Source organism: Nostoc sp., assembly GCF_036917555.1.
Lineage (GTDB): Bacteria > Cyanobacteriota > Cyanobacteriia > Cyanobacteriales > Nostocaceae > Nostoc.
Genome location: NZ_JBALDD010000074.1, coordinates 142,676 through 161,954, shown reverse-complemented (window position 1 = coordinate 161,954; position 19,279 = coordinate 142,676). Strand labels below are relative to the sequence as shown.

The window sequence follows — 19,279 nt, the reverse complement described above, 5'->3', positions numbered from 1 at the left end:
CCTTGTGTTTAAGTTTCTGGATCAACTAAAGCATCTCATCTGTTACTGAAACTCAAATGAAACCAGTCTAGTAATTGTCTGAATTTATCCCTTGGTAAAATTTAGTTTAGACTCAGCATATTCTCAGGAAATAGTGATATTTTTCAATTTAAGTGTTTTACCAGATTCATCTCAGTGAAATTAACCAAGTCAGCTGAGTATGAGTATTGAGTATTTTTTGCAGTGGTATTATTGTGAGCAGACCGAGAATATGGCATCCTTATATCTATAAAATTCCAGGTCAAATTTATCTCTGGCTAGCAATTTTGATTTTTGGAGCCTCTAGTGCAGTTACCCGCAAGCTGACGCAAATTGGCTCTCAACATTTCATGGATGGCCGAAATCCGATTTCTCTGTGTAACGTTTTATTCGTAGGGAATCTGTGTGCCTTGATAGTGATGTTACCTATCTATAGGCGACAGTGGAACAAAAAGGCTTTGCAGCAACTGTCAAGGAAAGATTGGTTGGTGCTGACAGTGGTAGCTATTTTATCAGGGGCGCTTGTCCCTGGCTTAATTTTTCAGGCATTAGCATTAACAGGGGTCAACAATATTATTTTGATTGGACGCTTGGAGCCACCTTTGGCTATGGTTTTATCAGTGTGGTTGCTGAGGGAACGGGTAAATCGTTGGGAAGTTGTAGGAGCAATCGCAGCATTTGTCGGTGTTGCCCTAACTATTCTCCTTCAACCCTCAGAGGCGGCTATGATGAATATGGGTGTTTTCAGAGTGGGTATTGGGGAACTTTTAGCAGCGATCGCAGCTGTAGCTTCAGTAGTTTCAACCATTATGATTAAAGGATGGCTCTCCCATATCCCAGTGGGAATCTTTAGTATCTTTCGCACTGCTTTAGGAACTGTAATATTTTTCTTCGCGGCTTTAGTTCTCTATGGTAGCAACCACTTTATGGATGTATTTTCACCTTTTCTGTGGCAGTGGATGCTTGTTTATGGGGCTGTGATTGTAGTACTAGGTCAGTTATTTTGGCTCAAGGGCTTGAGAGCTTCCACCGTATCGGCGGCTTCCTTAGTTGGCTCTTTTACCCCAATTGTAGGAATCATAGCAGCTTATTTGGTACTGGATGAAACGCCTACCCTAGCTCAATATGTCGGTGGTAGCTTGATTTTAGTTGGCATAGTCCTCAGCCAAGTTGGTATTCGCTTTGGGAGTTATCGTCAAGTTGCAACTCAAGTAGAACAAGGTATGGGATTTAAAGGTATCTGAAAAGTGCTGAGTTAGGAGTTATACCAATTAGAAAAAAGAATGCGATAAGCAGTTGTCCTCCATAACCTAACTAGATCACAACTTGGGAAGAGAAAGCGCCGCCTTGCTGTACCTTTGAGTTGGCTTGCTGTATCTAAGAACAATTTTTTAACTGAATCAGTTAATTCTACCAACACTCTTCTCCACCCAAAAATTAAAGTGCCAATTAAATTTACTACAAAAAGGGTAAGGAGAAGCAGCCATCGGCTGCTTCTCCTTACCCCCCTAACAATGATTATCATTCTGATAACTGGTGATTTTATTCCTTGGAAGTCCCCTACTGAAAGTCAATTTATTTAACAAACCACAGAGGTGAAAAGAAGCCAGTATGTTGCAGGGGTTCCCCACGTTGTAGCACCTGGCACGACACGGAGAGACACTGAGATAAAAAAGTAATACTTAACGATAACATCCTTTTTTATACGTAAATTTTATTTTTTACTTGATTATTCTTAATTTTTTTTTTTTACTTTGTCCGTAATGATTTAGGCAGATACTGGATTAGTTTAATAGCTTCATAAAAATTACCTGTTATCCAAGTATTGGGTAATTCTGAAATGCGGCTGCTCAAAGATGTCTTCTGAGTATAGATCAGGAATATAAGTTATGAATTAGTAATTGTCTTAGGAATAACTTCCCGCCTCCTAAGCTTATTTGATGTTATCTCTGAAAAAAATAGCTCACTTACAGTCGCATAAAATAATCAAGGTAAAAAAACTACATAGTCTGCACTAATGCTACGACTTAAAACTACTTTGCTTTCACCCAATAAATTAGATTTGAGGTAAAAATGAGACACGAAAAACTTTCTCCTGGACTACTTTTGGCATATCAAGACTATCAAAATGAAGGAGATAAAGCTTTAGTTACACACAAGCGATCACTTGGCATCATTGCCCACAAAAGCCCGGTCAAGCCTACTAAGAGCGTCGTTTTTATCTACTGCGACCCTGATGCAGACTTAAGTTATCTATCACAATATAATATTGAAGTCAATCAAAACTCTGGGAGTGTGCGGACAGCTTTCTTACCCATAGAGAGTTTAGATGTCTTATCTGAAGAAGATGTGATTCAACGGATTAAGCCATCACGCAAACTTCATTTGAGGATGGACACTGCAATGAAAACAGTCAAACTGCCGGAGTTCCAGAATAAAACCGGACTGACTGGAAAAGGAGTAATCATCGGCATTGTAGACAGTGGCATCGATCCGAAGCACCCCGCCTTTGCTGGACGAATTTTACACATTTGGGATCAAACATTGTCAGGCCCAGGAGTCACAGAGGGCGGCTATGGAGTTGAAGTTACGGGAGCGCAACTGACAGTTTCTCAAGATACTGGTGGTCATGGTACTCACGTTGCGGGCATTGCCGCTGGTGCTGATGCTAGTTTTAGTGGTGTCGCACCAGAAGCGGAATTAGTTGTCGTCAGGTCAGATTTACAGGATGCCCACATTGCGGATGGTGTACGTTACATTTTTCGAGTTGCTAGAGAGTTGGGACGCCCAGCAGTGGTAAATCTCAGCTTGGGCGGACACGCTGATGCCCATGATGGTAGCGACTCCTTATCCAAAGTCATCGACGCCGAAACTGGCCCTGGAAGAATTGTTTGCTGTGCTGCGGGTAACGAAGGAAACGACAACATTCATGGACAAGCGACGATACCCAGTGGACGCACTCGTGGTATGCGGTTTAATGTTCCTTTGAATCAAGTAGGCATAGTTTGGTTAAACGCTTGGTATGCCAAAGACAGCGAATTGGAAGTATCTGTGCGGAGTCCTAACGGTTTTGTCACCCCCTTTCAAAAAATCATTACTGACGGTAATGCTGCACAAGATTATCAGTTACCAGATGCACGGGTGCAATTAGCGACACCAGCACCAGACCAAGCCAACGGCGACCATAATTTCTTTGTGCAAATACGCGGTATTGACCCCTCGCCAGTAATGGGAGGTGTTTGGCAGTTGCGAGTCCGCAACACTTCTTCAACTGACACACGTTTAGATGTGTGGACACTAGATGACAGTTCATCAGTGTTTTTTACAGGTAAAAGTGTAAAGGATGCATTAAAAATTGGTTCGCCAGGAGCCGCCAGCAGTGCAATTACAGTTGCTGCTTATACGACTAAAACTAAATACACAGATATTGATAACCAAGTGCGAGAAATGGGCTTAGAACTGGATACTATTTCGGAATTCAGTAGTGAAGGGCCTCTACGCAATGATGGGCAGAAGCCGGATATAGCAGCACCAGGAGCAATGATTGTTTCGACACTTTCCGCCGATGCAAATTTTGCTCGCTCATCGATGATTAATTCCAAGTTTGTGGTGCAGGCTGGTACGAGTATGGCGACACCGTTTGTTAGTGGGTTAGTAGCACTGCTGTTGCAGCGAGATCCTAAACTCGATCCGGCTGCGGTGAAAGACTTGCTACGTAAAAATAGTGCCATTCCCGGAAAACCCGCAGGCACATTTGATGACAAATGGGGTTATGGAGTGATTAGCGCTTTAAATCTGTAATTAGATTGAGAATGATGGATATTATTTCTGCACAAGGGTAGGCGATAAAAACCTATAACTTTGATAAGTTAGGGTAGGCAATAATTGCCTACCCCGTTTACCAAGGAATTACTGATGAATTATCAAAAACTAGATGCGGCTCTTGCTACAGCGCTGAATGATGTTCAAAATTCAGAAGAAACTAGTTTAGGGGTTTTCATCCATACTGAACCAATTCTAGACTCTGCTGCAACTAGTTTTTTAGAAAGTTTAGGCGTTAGTGGTGTTACCAGTGGGAAAGATATTTTCACAGCAACACTGTCACCAAATACCATTTCTCAGTTGTCAGAGCAACCTTGGGTGATGAGTCTGAAGCGATCGCAGCAATTACGTTTGGTTAATAAGAGAATAAATATCGGAAAGTTGGGTGTTTAATGGGCATTGCCCGCTCTTTGTACAAATAATTTTTTGCTATTACTGTGAATCAGGTTTTGGTTTTTCTGTAAACTTACACTTCACCTCAATTTGCAGATTACTTTCAGCTGAACCTTCGGTAATGTAAGGAATACCTGCTTTGCCGCCCAACTTAATACCAAATGTAAGTTTTACCTCTTCAATCTCAGCAGTGTTGAAGTCTTTAAAAGCACTAAGAGCATAGATAGTATAAGAGCGAATCATTTGACGAGCTTGTTGCATTCGAGCGATCGCATCTGTTCGTGCATCCTTGTATTCTATGCCATCATCGTCCTCCTCAATTTCCGAACTTATTTCGGTAGCTGTGACGTTAATCTCAATCTGCTCAATCTCCCCGTCTGCTTGGAAAAATAGTTGCTGTACTTCTGACATAAGCTACCTCGATTAAAGTTTTGTAACGTATCTGAATAAATTTCTGCTTGCTTGGAGAAAACTAACAGATGGTATTGTTTCTAATAACACAGCCATTGATTGTGTCTGTCAAGATTATCCAGCATTTACCAACCCAAGGTGTGTTAAATGGCACGATATGCGCTTGTTATTGGCATCGCCGAGTATCTCAGCCCATCATTACCGCGTTTGTCGAAGACTACAAATGATGCTGAGGCTATAGCACAACTCTTAGAGCAATATGGTGATTTCCAGTCTGTGCAAAGACTACCACAGCGTTGGAATAAAGATAAAAACGGCTATGAAATGGCAGCGCAAAAAGTTACTGGCGCTCAACTTGGGCAAGATTTAAGAACGTTTTTACTAGAGCAAGCTGCTAATAATGAAGCGTTGATTTATTTTAGCGGACACGGTTTTACCATTTCCGACAATTTAGGACAACAAAAAGGATATTTGGCAAGTTCCGATTGTCAGATTGAATTTAAAGAAAACGAAAATGTTGAACAAAAATATGGTATTCCCCTGGATAGCCTTAACGACTTAATTCGAGATTCGCAATTGAGTAGTTTGGTGATGCTACTCGATTGCTGTCATAGCGGCTATTTTCTTGAGAGACAGTTAATAGAAAGAACTCTTAACGCTTTCAGTACACAAAAAGATTATTACTTAATTACAGCGTGTCGGGGCTTTGAACGTGCCGGAGTGATTAAGAGTGAAGAATATAGTATTTTCACAGGTGTAGTTGTTAAGGGATTGGCGGCTGAAAATGCAGGTAGTAGTAGGCGAATTAGTGGCGATCGCTTGTTTGATTTTGTCAGCAATGAACTTAAAGGTTCAGTACAGGAGCCGATTCGCATGGGTTGGGGACGTTCGATTACTCTGGTTACTTATCCCCAATTAGATATTCCTACAGGCGAAAAAATTCCTTTCAATCAGGAAAATCCTTATCGGGGACTTTATGCTTTTGAATCAGAGCAAGCGCAATATTTTTGTGGACGAGATGAAGCAGTTCGTACCCTAATTTCGCGTTTAGCAGAGAGTCGATTTCTGGCTGTAATTGGCTATTCAGGTAGTGGTAAATCTTCCTTAGTCAAAGCGGGTTTGTTACCGCAACTGAAAGGCGATCGCCTTCCTGGAAGCAGTCAATGGGAAATCGCATCTTTTACACCAGGAGAGCATCCTTTAGGTAAATTGGTTGACATTTTAGCTCGACAACAGCAGCAAAATCAGTCACATCTATTATTTATCGATCAATTTGAAGAAATATTTACCCTTTGTCAAGACGATGAGGAACGCAAAACTTTTATCCGCTTAATAGCACAGGAAGTAAAAAAGGCTGAGGTAGAAACGCGGATAATTTTGACAATTCGCGGTGATTTCTTAAATCGTTGTGCTGACTATCGAGAAATTATTACTCTCATTAATAATATTCCTCCTACATCATTCATCATTACACCGATGTCTTTTGCTGAGTTAGAAGAAGCAATTGAAAAACCAGCCAAATTACATGGGGTAACATTTGAGCGTGGTTTAGTTTCACAAATTTCCGCCGATGTAGTCAACCGTCCCGGTGTATTACCCATACTGCAATATGCGCTTAAGGAATTATGGCGAGTTTGCATTGAAGAACCTGAATCGCCAGAACCGCTTTTAACTCATAAAGGTTATGAGGAAATTGGCGGAGTTAAAGGAGCTTTAGATAAACGAGCGACAATTTTGTATGAAAGTTTAACAACTGTAGATCAAGCCTTTGCGCGTCGCTTGTTTATGGAATTAGTGCAGTTAGGTGAAGCTGGAGAAGTGACGCGGCGGCGTGCTAGCTGGGAGAGATTAGAAGTAGTTGCAGATTCTCCACAACAATTGCAAAGAGTTGTAGGATTACTAGCAGGTTCTCAACAACGTTTAATTATCACCGACGAAAAGACGGTTGAAGTAGCTCATGAAGCACTTTTATCTGAGTGGAAATTATTAAATACTTGGATTGCTGAAAATCTGGAGAATATTCGTCTGAGTCGTTCTTTAGAGGAAGATTGCCAGGAATGGCTACAAAGATTTAATAAATTAGATGAAGCATTATTGGCGGGTGCAAAGTTGGCTGTAATTTCTGAGTGGGTGAATAAGACTCAACCAAGACTTACGCTATTAGAATCAGAATTTTTGCATAAAAGTTTGGAGAGACGGGACAGAGAAATTCAAGCTCAATTAGAACAAGAACGCCAATTTCGAGAAGCGGCGGAAGCCAGAGCTAATGTAGAAGGGGAAAAAGTTAAACAGGAAAAAGCTAAAGTTAAAGCTGAAAGGCAAAGAACTCAAGCATTTGGAGTTTTAGCAGCTGTATTAGTTGCATCAACAGGGATTTGGGTGAAATCTGAAAAAAATAATGCAGAAGTAGTCAAAATAGGAGAAGCGAATACATGGATTAAGGTGTCTCAAACATTATTTAATGCCGATAAGCAAATTGAAGCATTAATGGCAAGTGTGCAAGCATTATACCAATTAAAGAAGATAGATGGAAAACACACTGAACAACTGAACCAAGTGCAATCAATAATTTATAAAGTGCGAGAGCATAATCGGCTCGAAGGTCATAAAGGTTCAGTTTATGGGGTAAGTTTTAGTACTGATAGTAAAATAATTGCATCTGGTGGTGCTGACGGAATTATTAAAATTTGGGATAGCAATGGCAAATTTTTATATGATCTTACACATCAAAAAGAAAAATTTTGGCGTCTACAATTTAGTCATAATGGTAGATTACTAGCTTCTGCAAGTATTAATGGAATAGTCCAACTTTGGAGTATAGAATCGAATAAAAACAAACTCATAAATACGTTTTCTGGTAATCATGGAATTATTTATGATATTAGTTTTAGTCATGATGACAAACTAATTGCCTCTGCTGGTGAAGACGGAATTATAAAAATTTGGAATACTAAAGTTCAACTAAAACAGGCAAAAGTAGAAAATGAACTAAATATGAAAGATTTCTTTCTAAAAAAAGGAAATAATAATGCTAGCAAAGAATATAAAATTCATAGTTTAGACTTTGAGCCTTTTGATAATTCAAAAATCGTTTACGGGGGTAATGATGGTAAAATCAGACTTTGGAATGTTAACAAAATTAATAGACTCGAAAATATTGGGAATCAGGGCGAGATAGTAACATTAGTAAGGTTCAGCTCATACGCAAATGTACTTGTTTCTGCTAGTGATAAAGGTACAATAAATATTTGGAACACTAAAAGTAGAGGTAACAAACCATTGGTATCTTTCAATGATAATAAAGCTGATAATAATACAATCTATGGGTTAGATTTTTCTCCTGATGGACGTAAACTTGCCTCTGGTGGCAATGATGAAACTGTTAAAGTGTGGAATTTAGATAGAGCTATACAAAGTCCTACTACTAAAGAAGCATTTTTGCTAGAAAGTCTAAAAGGACATACTAAAGGCGTTAATCAATTAGCATTTAGTCATGATGGTAAGACAATAGCATCTTCCAGTGATGATGGAACTGTCAAACTTTGGCTTTGGCACTTTGATGCAAGAGATGATGCTACTCCTGATGCAGAAAAAATGCTAAATTATAGTTGCAACTTTTTAAAAGAATACTTACGGACTAATAAGAAGATACCAGATTGGATGAATCACCAATCTGGTATGTGTTCAATTAGCAAAAACTGAAAATATTCTTATTACGGCTTCTTCTTTTGTGAGGTGTTATTCTAATCTTGAGCAAAAATCAATTTGGCAGTTTTAGGCTTAGGATCAGGTTTTATAATTACAGTTTTAGATTCACTTTTTTTTGGAAGCTTTTGACTTTCACCTCCTAGTAGAACGCCATCCTTAGCTATCAAGCCAAACTTTCTTTCATCAATCCACTCATTCTTCAGTAATAACCACCAGTCAGTAGCTAATCCCCGTAACACATACTCATAGGGTAGCCAACCATAACCATCTTTACCCCAATCTTCACCCCAGCAATTTCTAATTAGGAAAGCTCCTTGAGTTGGAAAATTTTTGTTATAATCGTTAATTAACTTATAGTTGGGATGGTCAATTAACTTATTGTCGTTATAACCAACGGCAACAACTGCATGACCACCCAGCATCTTTTCGTTTATAGTAGGATAAGGAATTTTTCCTGTTTTTACAGTTTTCTTATTAAAAAGAGAACTATAGGTTGTAAACCCAAACATGGCAGGAAAGCCAGCAGCTAAAAAAGCTTTGATTTGAACTAACGCTTGTTTTTTTGAAAGTTGAGGTAAGTCAAGCCTAAAATACTGAAGTGCTTGATAATTCTGGGCATAGGCATAGCAAAAAGCCGGTGGTTCTTTGTCAAAATTCTCAATTTCATAAGGCCAATATTCCTCTGGAGGTATGCCAAAAAGTGCCATTGCTTTCATTGTGAAGCGTGTAGATGCTCCAGTGTCTCCAGTTAAGTGCATCAATTTTCGTGCAACTTTGTAGAGAAAGAGGCTGGAGGCATCTATATATTCACCCGTTACCTTCCTTTCAAAATATTCTACTAAAGCAACGCCAGCTATTGCTGTGCATGACTTGAGGTTTCCTTGTTCTTCAATTGGAGAACACCATTCTCGCAAATCGACATAGGAAGGTAAAGATATTGGATATTGCAAACTTGCCCAACTTTGGTCTATTGGTTTTTTCAAAGGTAAGAGCACGCTAGTTTGCTTTTTATCTTCTCTCCCATTCTCTTGATTCTCTGTCCCGTTCTCTATTTGTAACTTGCAATCATTTACTAAAGTTGCTTCGTGGAGTAGAATTCCTTCTTTGTTGTTAGAGCGTTCGATTATCTTCTCTAGGGAATAGTCTCTAAAATCTGGACGATCTGGCAACCAACCCATTCTAAAGTTCGGCATATGTTTTTTATCCTGTTTTAAATAAATTAGGAAGTTACTTTAGAGGATGTTTGAAAAGTATTAGGCGAATAGAATTCGCTACTACGCAAGCAAAGTCCACCTTTCCTGCAGAACGCTACGTGAACGTGGACTAATTCAAAATTAAGAGTTTTCTAACTCACGGAGGTGGGTTTTGTCTGTGTAGCCGAGCCAGTGCATTGAGCGGCTTTGCCGACTTAAAGCACCTGGTGTGCGACTTCTAATAGCCAAGGCTAGTAATAAATTAAACTTTTCAAATATCCTCTTAATAGGTGACTTTTAGCTGACTGTTAAGTGAATACACTATAAAAACAATCTTTTACGGATTACACATAGAATTTTTTTAGATTTATTTTTATAACAAGGTTTGTTACAGACTATTTACCTCTTTCTCTTGCAAACTGTCTCTCACAGAGATAAAATTCCACGTGAGGGCGGTCTAGTTGAAACTTCCTACATTTTTCATCTCAATTAATACAAATGTTCTAATTAGTTTTTCCCTAGCAGTACTATCCATCACCAGCAGCATTCTGTAAAATTCATCTCAAAGAATCAGACGATCCCCCTTACCTGTGGTGGCAGACAGTCCTAAACTGAAGATGAGAGTTGAAAGGCAGTCTGGAGAAATTTTGTGAAAAAAGTATTATCAATCATCCTTGGTGGTGGCGCGGGTACTCGGCTTTACCCGCTAACCAAATTACGTGCTAAACCAGCAGTACCAGTGGCGGGTAAGTACCGCTTAATCGATATCCCTGTTAGTAACTGCATAAACTCCGAAATATTCAAAATCTACGTCCTGACACAATTCAACTCAGCTTCCCTGAATCGTCACATCGCCCGTACCTATAACTTTACTGGCTTTAATGAAGGCTTTGTAGAAGTGCTAGCCGCACAACAAACACCAGAAAACCCTAACTGGTTCCAAGGTACAGCCGATGCTGTACGTCAGTACCTGTGGTTAATGGAAGAATGGGATGTAGAAGAATATCTAATTCTCTCAGGCGATCACCTCTACCGCATGGATTATCGCCAGTTTATCCAGCGCCATAGAGAAACGGGGGCTGATATTACTCTCTCAGTCATCCCCATCGATGAGCGCCGCGCCTCAGATTTTGGTTTGATGAAAATTGACGACTCTGGTAGAGTAATCGATTTTAGCGAAAAACCTAAAGGTGAAGCGTTACTCCAAATGCAAGTTGATACAAGTGTACTGGGATTATCAAAAGAACAAGCCCAGCAACAGCCCTACATCGCTTCAATGGGCATTTATGTCTTTAAAAAAGAGGTTTTGTTCAAGTTGTTGAGAGAAGGTATAGAAAGGACTGATTTCGGCAAAGAAATTATTCCTGATGCCTCTAAAGATTACAACGTTCAAGCTTACCTTTTTGATGACTACTGGGAAGATATTGGAACAATCGAAGCATTTTATCATGCCAATTTAGCCCTAACTCAGCAGCCCCAGCCACCCTTTAGTTTCTATGATGAAAAAGCGCCAATTTATACCCGCGCTCGCTACTTACCTCCAAGTAAACTTTTAGATTGCCAGGTAACAGAATCAATCATCGGCGAAGGTTGTATTTTGAAAAATTGCCGCATTCAACATTCTGTGTTGGGAGTGCGATCGCGAATTGAATCTGGTTGTGTCATCGAAGAGTCCCTACTCATGGGTGCAGATTTTTATCAAGCTTTTGTAGAACGTCAATGTAATGTAGAAAAAGGTGACATTCCTGTAGGTATTGGTACTGACTCGATTATTCGCGGTGCCATCATTGATAAAAACGCCAGTATCGGTCACGATGTCAAAATCATCAATAAAGATAACGTGCAAGAAGCTGACCGCGAAAGTCAAGGTTTCTACATCCGTAGTGGCATCGTTGTCGTGTTGAAAAATGCTGTAATTCCTGATGGAACCATCATTTAATAGTTAGGAGTTAGGAGTTAATGACTAAAAATTCTGATTACTCCTCACTCCTGACTTCTCACTCCTCACTTTTTTTGCTGATTGGTCTTCCAGGTAGCGGAAAGTCAACTTGGGCAAAACAATTACTGACAGAATGCCCCCAAATGGCGCTAATTTCTACAGATGCCATTCGGGGGCAATTGTTCGGTTCCCAAGCTGTTCAAGGGTCGTGGCTACTGATTTGGCGCGAAATTGAGCGGCAATTTCAGCAAGCTATTTCCACAACTAATACAGCTATTTTTGATGCGACCAATGCCCAGCGCCGCCATCGTCGTGAAGTCATTTCTTTAGCCCGTAACCTGGGCTTTACCCACATTAGGGGAATTTGGGTAGATACACCAGTTTGGCTGTGTTTGGCACGGAATAAAAGGCGATCGCGCCAAGTTCCAGAAGAAATTATTTTGCGGATGCACCGTCAACTCCGGGATGCTCCCCCAAGTCTGGAAGAAGGATTAGACAGCCTGAGCCGCTTATCAGAAAAATCGGAGTACGGGAATTGCGATTTCTTGGTGAGCGAGAACCACACTTGATTTTCTATATTTTTTGTTAATTTGAAATCATATTCTTTTTGTTTGGCACTATACCAGACAAATTAAACATCTCTCATCTTCAAAATAAACATAACGGGAATTTCTATAGGAGGCTGGTAGATGGCTGCAACCGACTTCAAGGACTATTACGCTATTTTGGGAGTCAGTAAGACTGCCAGTTCAGAGGAAATTAAACAAGCCTTTCGTAAACTAGCCCGCAAATACCACCCTGATGTCAACCCAAACAACAAACAGGCAGAGGCACGCTTCAAAGAAGTTAGCGAAGCCTACGAAGTTGTGTCAGATCCAGATAAACGCAAAAAGTACGACCAATTCGGTCAATATTGGAAACAAGCTGGTGAAGGTTTCCCATCTGGCGGCGCTGGGCCCGATATGGGTAACTTTGACTTCAGTCAATACGGCAATTTTGATGAGTTCATTAATGAGTTGCTAGGACGCTTTGGTGGTCCTACCCCTCGTGGTGCGGGGCGCCAAAGTCATGCACGAAGTCACTCTTACCGCACTTCTCCAGGTACCTCAACTCATTTTAGCAGCAGCTTTAACGATTTTGGATTTCAAGATGGAGGTGTGGGTAGTACCCAGGATAGTGAAGCTGCGATCGCTCTAACTTTTACTGAAGCATTTAATGGTGTGAAAAAGCGCTTCAGTTTAGGTAATGAAACAATAGATGTCAACATCCCATCTGGAGCTAAAACTGGTACTCGCCTACGAGTGCGAGGCAAAGGTCAAATCAACCCCATGACTCAACAACGGGGGGATTTATACTTAAAAGTCGAACTTCAACCGCACACGTTCTTCCAAATGGAAGGCGATAACTTGGTATGCGAAGTGCCAATCACACCAGATGAAGCTACTCTGGGAGCGTCTATTGATGTACCCACTCCCGATGGTTCAGTTAATGTCAAACTACCAGCAGGAGTGCGTTCTGGTCAATCTCTACGTTTACGTGGCAAAGGTTGGCCCCTCGCCAAAGGTGGACGCGGCGATCAGTTAGTGAAAGTGGCGATCGTTCCACCAAAAGACCTCAGCCAACAAGAGCGGGAATATTATGAAAAAATCCGGGCTATACGTACTTATAACCCCCGTAGTCATTTGAACCAATTCAGGCTTTAACAAGCAAAAACAGAATCCCCGTCATTACCCACATTTTGGTAACAGTCAAAGTATTATGCTAAACTACATCCTGTCTAGAACTTAAGTTCCGCGGCTTAGAGCTACTGTTCACTCAAGTGGACGTGAATCATGTTCGGATGAATGTTTAACCGAACTTAAGATGAATTGTTGTTTAGTCCAGTTAAGAGAACTTGAACTATTAGCCTTGGAATTATATTCTGAGGTTGAATAGCAACGAAGCTAAAGATAAAAAGATGTGGGTAACGACAAATAATAATTAAGGGATTTTTGTTGCGATCGCTAAAATAAGTAAAATTCAGAGACGCAAAATTAATGCGTCTCTATATTGGCTTAAGATTTGATTAGGGTCTGAATTCCCATTCAAATCTTAATAGTTCCCAATTCCTAATCCCTAGTTTCCAGCACCCAATGCAATTTATTTTGAATATTTATAGTCAATTGAATTGTTCTAACAATGTCTCAACACTAGCATTGTGATCCAAAAAAGAAAATAAATGCCAATAGCGCAGTTTTCCTTCTTTATCTAATACAAACTGTGCTGGCAAAGGCGCTCCCAGTGCTTGTCCTGCTTGATATATACGAAACAGTCGACAACTAGGATCGCTCAATAGTGGCATTTTTAAACCTAAATCCTTGACAACTATTTGACTCTGCTGTTCATCGGTACTAGTAATCATCAAAACTTCTATACCACTATTTTTAAACTGCTCATAGCTTTCATTCAAAGCTTTGATATGAGGAAAACAAAAAGGGCAATATTGCTTTTCGGTAAAGATGCGAGTCAAGGCGAGTAACACTGGTTGTTTGCCTTTATAATCAGACAATCTTACTAAAGTTCCGTTGGTAATATCTGGCAATTGAAAATCTGGTGTTCCCACTCCCAACCTGAGTTTATTTGTCGCTGGAACTGGTAAAAAATTGCGGAAAAATCGCTCATTTAATAAGCCACTAAAGTCAGTTGAAGTCAGCATATTTTTAACCTTGATTATTTAAATACTATTTTATAAAAAACCACAGATATTGACAGAGGTTGACATTGTTTAATGTGTATCCCTGTTTATCTGTGGTTTTCATTGATTTTGCTTTCAACTCCAAAAGGCTGGATTAGAGTTTTTTCGCTAGCGAAATTAGACAGCAGAGAAGTAGACTTTAGACTTCACTGGGTCAGGATTCATTGTCTTGTCACCAGGTTGCCAACCAGCTGGGCAAACTTCGTCAGGATGAGACTGAACATACTGAATTGCTTGTAATGTCCGCAGGGTTTCATCAACGCTACGACCAAAAGCTAGATTGTTAATGGTGGCGTGCTGTATGATACCATCTTTATCGATGATGAACAGACCACGCAAGGCAATGCCTGCTGCTGGGTCAAGAACGTTGTAAGCGGCGCTAATCTCTTTCTTGATGTCGGAGACTAGAGGATAATTCAGGTCGCCAACGCCACCAGACTTACGATCTGTTTGAATCCAAGCGAGGTGAGAGAATTCACTGTCAACAGAAGCCCCAAGGACTTCAGTATTGATTTTCTTGAATTCTTCGTAGCGATCGCTAAATGCTGTAATTTCAGTAGGACAAACAAAGGTAAAGTCTAATGGGTAGAAAAACAGGACGACATACTTACCGCGATAATCGGAAAGTTTGATTGTCTTAAATTCCTGGTCTACCACAGCCGTTGCTGTGAAATCGGGAGCTTGTTGACCAACGCGGAGGCTTCCTTCGGTTCCGTAAGTAAGGGACATTAACCTAATTCTCCTTTATCGGTTTAGTAGCGTTGGAATTTGGGTCAAATAAAATTCACCCATCCACGCTCTCACAGTTTAATTACGATCTGTTACGACTATATCATACTCATAACGATTTTGAGTAGCAAATGCCAGATTTAGATACAAGAGAATGGTTGCTTACTAATGGCTTGGGAAGTTTTGCCAGCGGTACAGTTTCTGATGTCCGCACGCGCATATATCATGGTTGGCTGTTTGCCGCGACAAACCCACCTTCTGGGCGGACTCTGCTGTTTTCGCACCTAGAAGCTAGCTTGGAAATATTAGGGAGCGTTGTAGCACTGGGGACAAATTTTTGGGGTAACGGTCAGATTGAGCTGACAGGGTACGAGCAGCTACGCAGTTTTGATATTAACCCAGTTCCCAAATGGACTTGGGGTCAAGATAACTGGCAATTAACTAGACAATTGGTAATGCCCTATGGTTTGGTGGGGACGGGGGATTGGGAATTGGGGATTGGGGACAAAGGGAAAAGGGGACAAAGGGACAAGGAGACAAGGGGGGATAAGCAATGGACCAATGCCCAATTTTGCCATCGAATTTTAATCCAGTATCGCTACCAGGGAAGTCATACAGCAATTTTACGGTTGCGACTGTTGATAGCAGAACGTGACTTTCACCACCAGCAGACTGTTAGTCAAGAATTACAGTTCTCACAACTGCTAGGGCAACAGCAAGTCTGTCTGCAAGCAATCAATTCTGGGCGCTTCGGCATACCTTGGCACTTGCGCTGGACACAAGGAAATTATCAACCGGATGCAGTCTGGTATTGGGATTATGGATTGTCTGAGGAGACAAAACGGGGATTAGGCGACAAAGAAGACCTCCACAGTCCTGGTTACTTGATAGTCACACTCCAACCAGGAGATACAGTGACTTTAGAAGCACGAGTCGGTTTTCCCGACGACTCAGTGCCAGCTGTTCTCACCCTCAAAACCTTCACAGAAGCTGTGGAGGCAGAGCAAGAAAGGCTCTCACAGATTTTTGGATGCAGAGAGGGAGGTACGGGAGCAGAGGAGCAGGAGAGCAGGGGAGCAGGGGAGCAGGGGAGAAGTTGCAGTCAGTTTTTCCCCTCTGCCTCTTATGCCCAATGCCCAATGACACCAGTTGCTTCTCCTGTCGGAGACGCTACGCGAACAAGTCGGCAAAGCCACCCAACGCACTGGCTCCTCAATGCCCACTCCCCAATCTGGCAACAACTACTCAAAGCAAGCGATCAGTTTATCGTCTACCGAGCCTCAATTGCAGGCCCCACAATTATTGCTGGTTATCACTGGTTTAATGACTGGGGACGCGATACATTAATCGCTTTACCGGGGTTGGCACTAGTTCCACAGCGCTTTGATCTAGCAAAAGAAGTATTGCGAACTTTTGGGCATTATTGTCGCCACGGTTTGATTGCGAATGCATTTCCCGATCTCAATGGTGAACCAATTTATAACAGTATTGATGCGGCATTGTGGTGGATTGAAACTTTAGGACTTTATTTAGAAGCTACCCAAGACTGGGATTTTTTGGCAGAGCAATTCCCTGTAGTACAGCAAATCTATAAAGCATTTGTCGGTGGTACACATTTCAATATTCAGGTCGATGCTACCGATGGGCTAGTTAGTTGGGATGCTCGTGGTGTAGCTCTCACCTGGATGGATGTTGTAATTGGGGCACACCCCGTCACACCCCGTTACGGGAAGCCAGTGGAAATCAATGCGCTGTGGTATTCTGCTTTATGTTGGTTGAGTCAGTGGGCAGAGCGCTTGAGCCAAATGGAATATGGCTCACCAGTGCGTCTCATTAAGCAAGCACAGCGTTATGCTAACCAAGCACAAGACGTGAAAACCTCACTGCAAAAGTTCTGGAATCCTCAGCTAGGTTATCTGTACGATACTATTGAACCGGACGATCGCCGGAATTTTCAAATTCGTCCGAATGCTGTTTTGGCACTGTCACTACACCATTGTGGGTTTTCTGAACAGCAAGGGTGTCAGATATTAGATTTGGCAACTACCAGCTTGCTCACACCTTATGGTCTTCGCAGTCTCGATCCAGGAGATCCCGAATATAAAGGTAAATACGAGGGCAATCAACAGCAACGCGATCGCGCTTATCACCAAGGTACTGTTTGGACTTGGCTAATTGGGCCATATATTCGGGCTTGGCAACGTTTTTATCCACAACAATCGCTGCCTTTTGATTGGCAACCCTTGCTAGATCACTTTTTATTTGACGCTTGTCTTGGTTCTATTTCTGAGATTTTTGATGGCGATTCACCTCATACACCTAGAGGAGCGATCGCTCAAGCTTGGTCAGTTGCCGAAGTAATCCGCCACATTAAATAGTTGTAGGGATATAGATAGTCTTGGATAATTATTCTTGATTAATATATATTCACAAATTAATGTTGCTAGTTTTAACCTACAAAACCCCTACTATACAATATTTTTATTAATTTATATGATTATCCAAAAGTGATTATAGATTTTCGATTATTTCACAAATTGAGGCCGCAAAACCAAAAATTTATATTTTCTCAAAGAAGAAAATATAAATGTGAAAAAAGTTTATCAACGAGATGTAGTATTATTGATAATTGCAATGTATTTCAGGCTTAATTAGATGCTCTACAGGATGGATGATTAACAGCGCAATTACTATATTATGAAGCTGATTTTATATTTCCTTATTATAAAACACATCATATCTTGACGCTAAATAAGCCTAAAGAAGTATAGATATGAATTGAGAAATAAATTAATAAAATAAAGTACAAAAAATCAAGTTCACGTAGGAAGAATTGTAAATAAAGTGACTCAACCTAATAACAAGACCAACCTTCAAGAGAAAACAGATTTAGGGACTTCCATTGCTCTGGCTACTACTACAGATAAATGGGAAGTATTGTCGTACAGTGCTCCAATCCTACCTATACATGCCGCTCTACTTCGTACTGGTAAGATATTCTTTTTCTGTGGCTCAGGTAACGATCCCAATCGGTTAAATACTCCCTATGACAGTGTGGTCTGGGATGTAAACAAGGGAACCTTTTCCCGTCAAGCGCCTCCATTGGATAGTAACAATCAACCTATGGATCTTTTTTGCGCTGGTCACTCCTTCCGCCCTGATGGTCAGTTATTAGTTGCAGGTGGAACTTTGCGCTATGACCCATTTTATGGTTCACCCTATGCTCTGATGTTCGATCCCATTGCTGAGAAATGGGTCAAGATACTATCAATGAATAATGGTCGCTGGTATCCGACTGCGTTAACACTAGGCAGTGGTCGAATCTTAGCAGTGTCTGGGCTGGATAAAGATGGCAAGCTCAATCTACAACCAGAAATTTATTCTGCTTTCTTTCCAAATGGTTGGAACGCTTTTCCAACAACTAGTGCTTTACCGGCATACGCGCATCTGTTTCTACTAAGTAGTGGAACAGTTTTTTATTCAGGTGCTCAGATGGGTGGCACTGGAGTGACACCAAGGATATTAACCCTGCCAGAGACATTTACACAATCCATTACAGAAAAAGTGGTGACAGGGCTGCAAGACTCAGCTTTCGGCGATCAAGGTGCCAGTGTGCTTTTACCACCTGCACAAGATCAAAAGGTGATGATTCTCGGTGGGGGTAGTAATAAGACAGCAACAAAGAGGGTAAATATTGTCGATTTAAAAGCTAGTAATCCAATTTACGTAGCAGCAAAGCCTTTAAACTATGCCCGGATGCATCACAGCGCAGTTTTATTGCCCGATCGCACAGTGTTTGTTTGCAATGGTAGCAAAATGAATGAGGATACAAAACAATCAATGCTGCCAGCAGAAATCTACAATCCAGCTACAAATACTTGGACAGTAGTAGCTAAACAAAATGTCCCCCGTGTATATCACTCGGTAGCCTTGCTGCTACCAGATGGTAGGGTCGTCACAGCTGGGGGGAACCCTCAACGGAGGGTCAATGAACTGCGATTAGAAATCTACAGTCCTGCATATATGTCGCGCTCGCGACCAGTTATTCAGAGCGCTCCTCAAACAGTGACCTACAGGCAGGAATTTACGATTCAGACACCCCAGGCTGCGAATATTAAATGGGTTAGTTTTATTAGACCAATGGCAACTACCCATTCTTGCGATACAGAACAAAGGTTAGTGGATGCACCGATTACTTCTAGAAACGCTACTTCTCTTAAGGTCACGGTAATAAACAATCGAAACATCGCACCCCCAGGCTGGTACATGCTTTTTATTAGTGACAACAATGGAACACCCTCAGTAGCAACCTGGACGCAAATATATTAGCCT

The 19,279-nt window shown here is 41.1% G+C and carries 13 protein-coding genes and 1 pseudogene; 9 read left to right on the top strand and 5 right to left on the bottom strand.

The features are described from left to right. Nucleotides 1–233: 233 nt before the first annotated feature. Complete coding sequence (locus V7K60_RS29010; RefSeq protein WP_334930779.1) at nucleotides 234–1,262, top strand: DMT family transporter; 1,029 nt, start codon at nucleotides 234–236, stop codon at nucleotides 1,260–1,262. 40 nt (nucleotides 1,263–1,302) lie between these two features. Here V7K60_RS29010 and V7K60_RS35450 read toward each other — a convergent pair. Then, nucleotides 1,303–1,435, bottom strand: a pseudogene (locus tag V7K60_RS35450) (ISAzo13-like element ISMae28 family transposase); the annotation flags it as partial. A 656-nt stretch (nucleotides 1,436–2,091) separates the two neighbouring features. On the opposite strand from V7K60_RS35450, the gene V7K60_RS29005 reads away from it, so the two are divergent. Beyond that, the gene (locus V7K60_RS29005; protein WP_334930777.1) at nucleotides 2,092–3,819 is read left to right on the top strand and encodes a S8 family peptidase; all 1,728 of its coding nucleotides are present in this window, start codon (nucleotides 2,092–2,094) and stop codon (nucleotides 3,817–3,819) included. A 114-nt stretch (nucleotides 3,820–3,933) separates the two neighbouring features. After that, nucleotides 3,934–4,233, top strand: a complete 300-nt coding sequence (locus tag V7K60_RS29000) for a hypothetical protein (RefSeq protein WP_334930775.1) — start codon at nucleotides 3,934–3,936, stop codon at nucleotides 4,231–4,233. Nucleotides 4,234–4,272: 39 nt separating this feature from the next. Here V7K60_RS29000 and V7K60_RS28995 read toward each other — a convergent pair whose 3' ends face one another. Further along, nucleotides 4,273–4,644, bottom strand: coding sequence for a CU044_2847 family protein (locus V7K60_RS28995; protein ID WP_334930773.1), 372 nt, complete (start codon nucleotides 4,642–4,644; stop codon nucleotides 4,273–4,275). 147 nt (nucleotides 4,645–4,791) lie between these two features. Here V7K60_RS28995 and V7K60_RS28990 point away from each other — a divergent pair, with 147 nt between their 5' ends. Continuing rightward, on the top strand, nucleotides 4,792–8,346 hold the full coding sequence (locus V7K60_RS28990) for an nSTAND1 domain-containing NTPase (protein ID WP_334930771.1): 3,555 nt from the start codon (nucleotides 4,792–4,794) through the stop codon (nucleotides 8,344–8,346). Between the two features lie 41 nt (nucleotides 8,347–8,387). Here the strand turns inward: V7K60_RS28990 and V7K60_RS28985 are convergent, their stop codons facing one another. Further along, the gene (locus V7K60_RS28985) at nucleotides 8,388–9,545 is read right to left on the bottom strand and encodes a C1 family peptidase (RefSeq protein WP_334930769.1); all 1,158 of its coding nucleotides are present in this window, start codon (nucleotides 9,543–9,545) and stop codon (nucleotides 8,388–8,390) included. A 649-nt stretch (nucleotides 9,546–10,194) separates the two neighbouring features. On the opposite strand from V7K60_RS28985, the gene V7K60_RS28980 reads away from it, so the two are divergent. The 3 genes from V7K60_RS28980 to V7K60_RS28970 all read left to right on the top strand — a co-directional run bounded on the left by V7K60_RS28980 (nucleotide 10,195) and on the right by V7K60_RS28970 (nucleotide 13,187). Further along, a complete protein-coding gene (locus V7K60_RS28980) occupies nucleotides 10,195–11,484 on the top strand; it encodes a glucose-1-phosphate adenylyltransferase (protein WP_334930767.1) in 1,290 nt (429 codons plus the stop codon). Nucleotides 11,485–11,504: 20 nt separating this feature from the next. After that, nucleotides 11,505–12,053, top strand: coding sequence for an AAA family ATPase (locus V7K60_RS28975; RefSeq protein ID WP_334930765.1), 549 nt, complete (start codon nucleotides 11,505–11,507; stop codon nucleotides 12,051–12,053). 120 nt (nucleotides 12,054–12,173) lie between these two features. Next, nucleotides 12,174–13,187 carry a DnaJ C-terminal domain-containing protein gene (locus tag V7K60_RS28970; RefSeq protein ID WP_334930763.1) on the top strand — a complete coding sequence of 338 codons (1,014 nt, stop codon included), beginning with the start codon at nucleotides 12,174–12,176 and terminating at the stop codon, nucleotides 13,185–13,187. A gap of 455 nt (nucleotides 13,188–13,642) precedes the next feature. Here the strand turns inward: V7K60_RS28970 and V7K60_RS28965 are convergent, their stop codons facing one another. Both V7K60_RS28965 and V7K60_RS28960 read right to left on the bottom strand, forming a co-directional pair. Next, nucleotides 13,643–14,179 carry a peroxiredoxin family protein gene (locus V7K60_RS28965; protein WP_334930761.1) on the bottom strand — a complete coding sequence of 179 codons (537 nt, stop codon included), beginning with the start codon at nucleotides 14,177–14,179 and terminating at the stop codon, nucleotides 13,643–13,645. Nucleotides 14,180–14,335: 156 nt separating this feature from the next. Beyond that, nucleotides 14,336–14,947, bottom strand: coding sequence for a peroxiredoxin (locus V7K60_RS28960; protein ID WP_069068387.1), 612 nt, complete (start codon nucleotides 14,945–14,947; stop codon nucleotides 14,336–14,338). 131 nt (nucleotides 14,948–15,078) lie between these two features. Between V7K60_RS28960 and V7K60_RS28955 the strand changes: the two genes are divergently transcribed. Together V7K60_RS28955 and V7K60_RS28950 are read left to right on the top strand one after the other, a co-directional pair. Then, a complete protein-coding gene (locus V7K60_RS28955) occupies nucleotides 15,079–17,325 on the top strand; it encodes an amylo-alpha-1,6-glucosidase (RefSeq protein WP_334930759.1) in 2,247 nt (748 codons plus the stop codon). Between the two features lie 466 nt (nucleotides 17,326–17,791). Then, a complete protein-coding gene (locus V7K60_RS28950; protein ID WP_334930757.1) occupies nucleotides 17,792–19,276 on the top strand; it encodes a galactose oxidase-like domain-containing protein in 1,485 nt (494 codons plus the stop codon). Nucleotides 19,277–19,279: the final 3 nt, after the last annotated feature.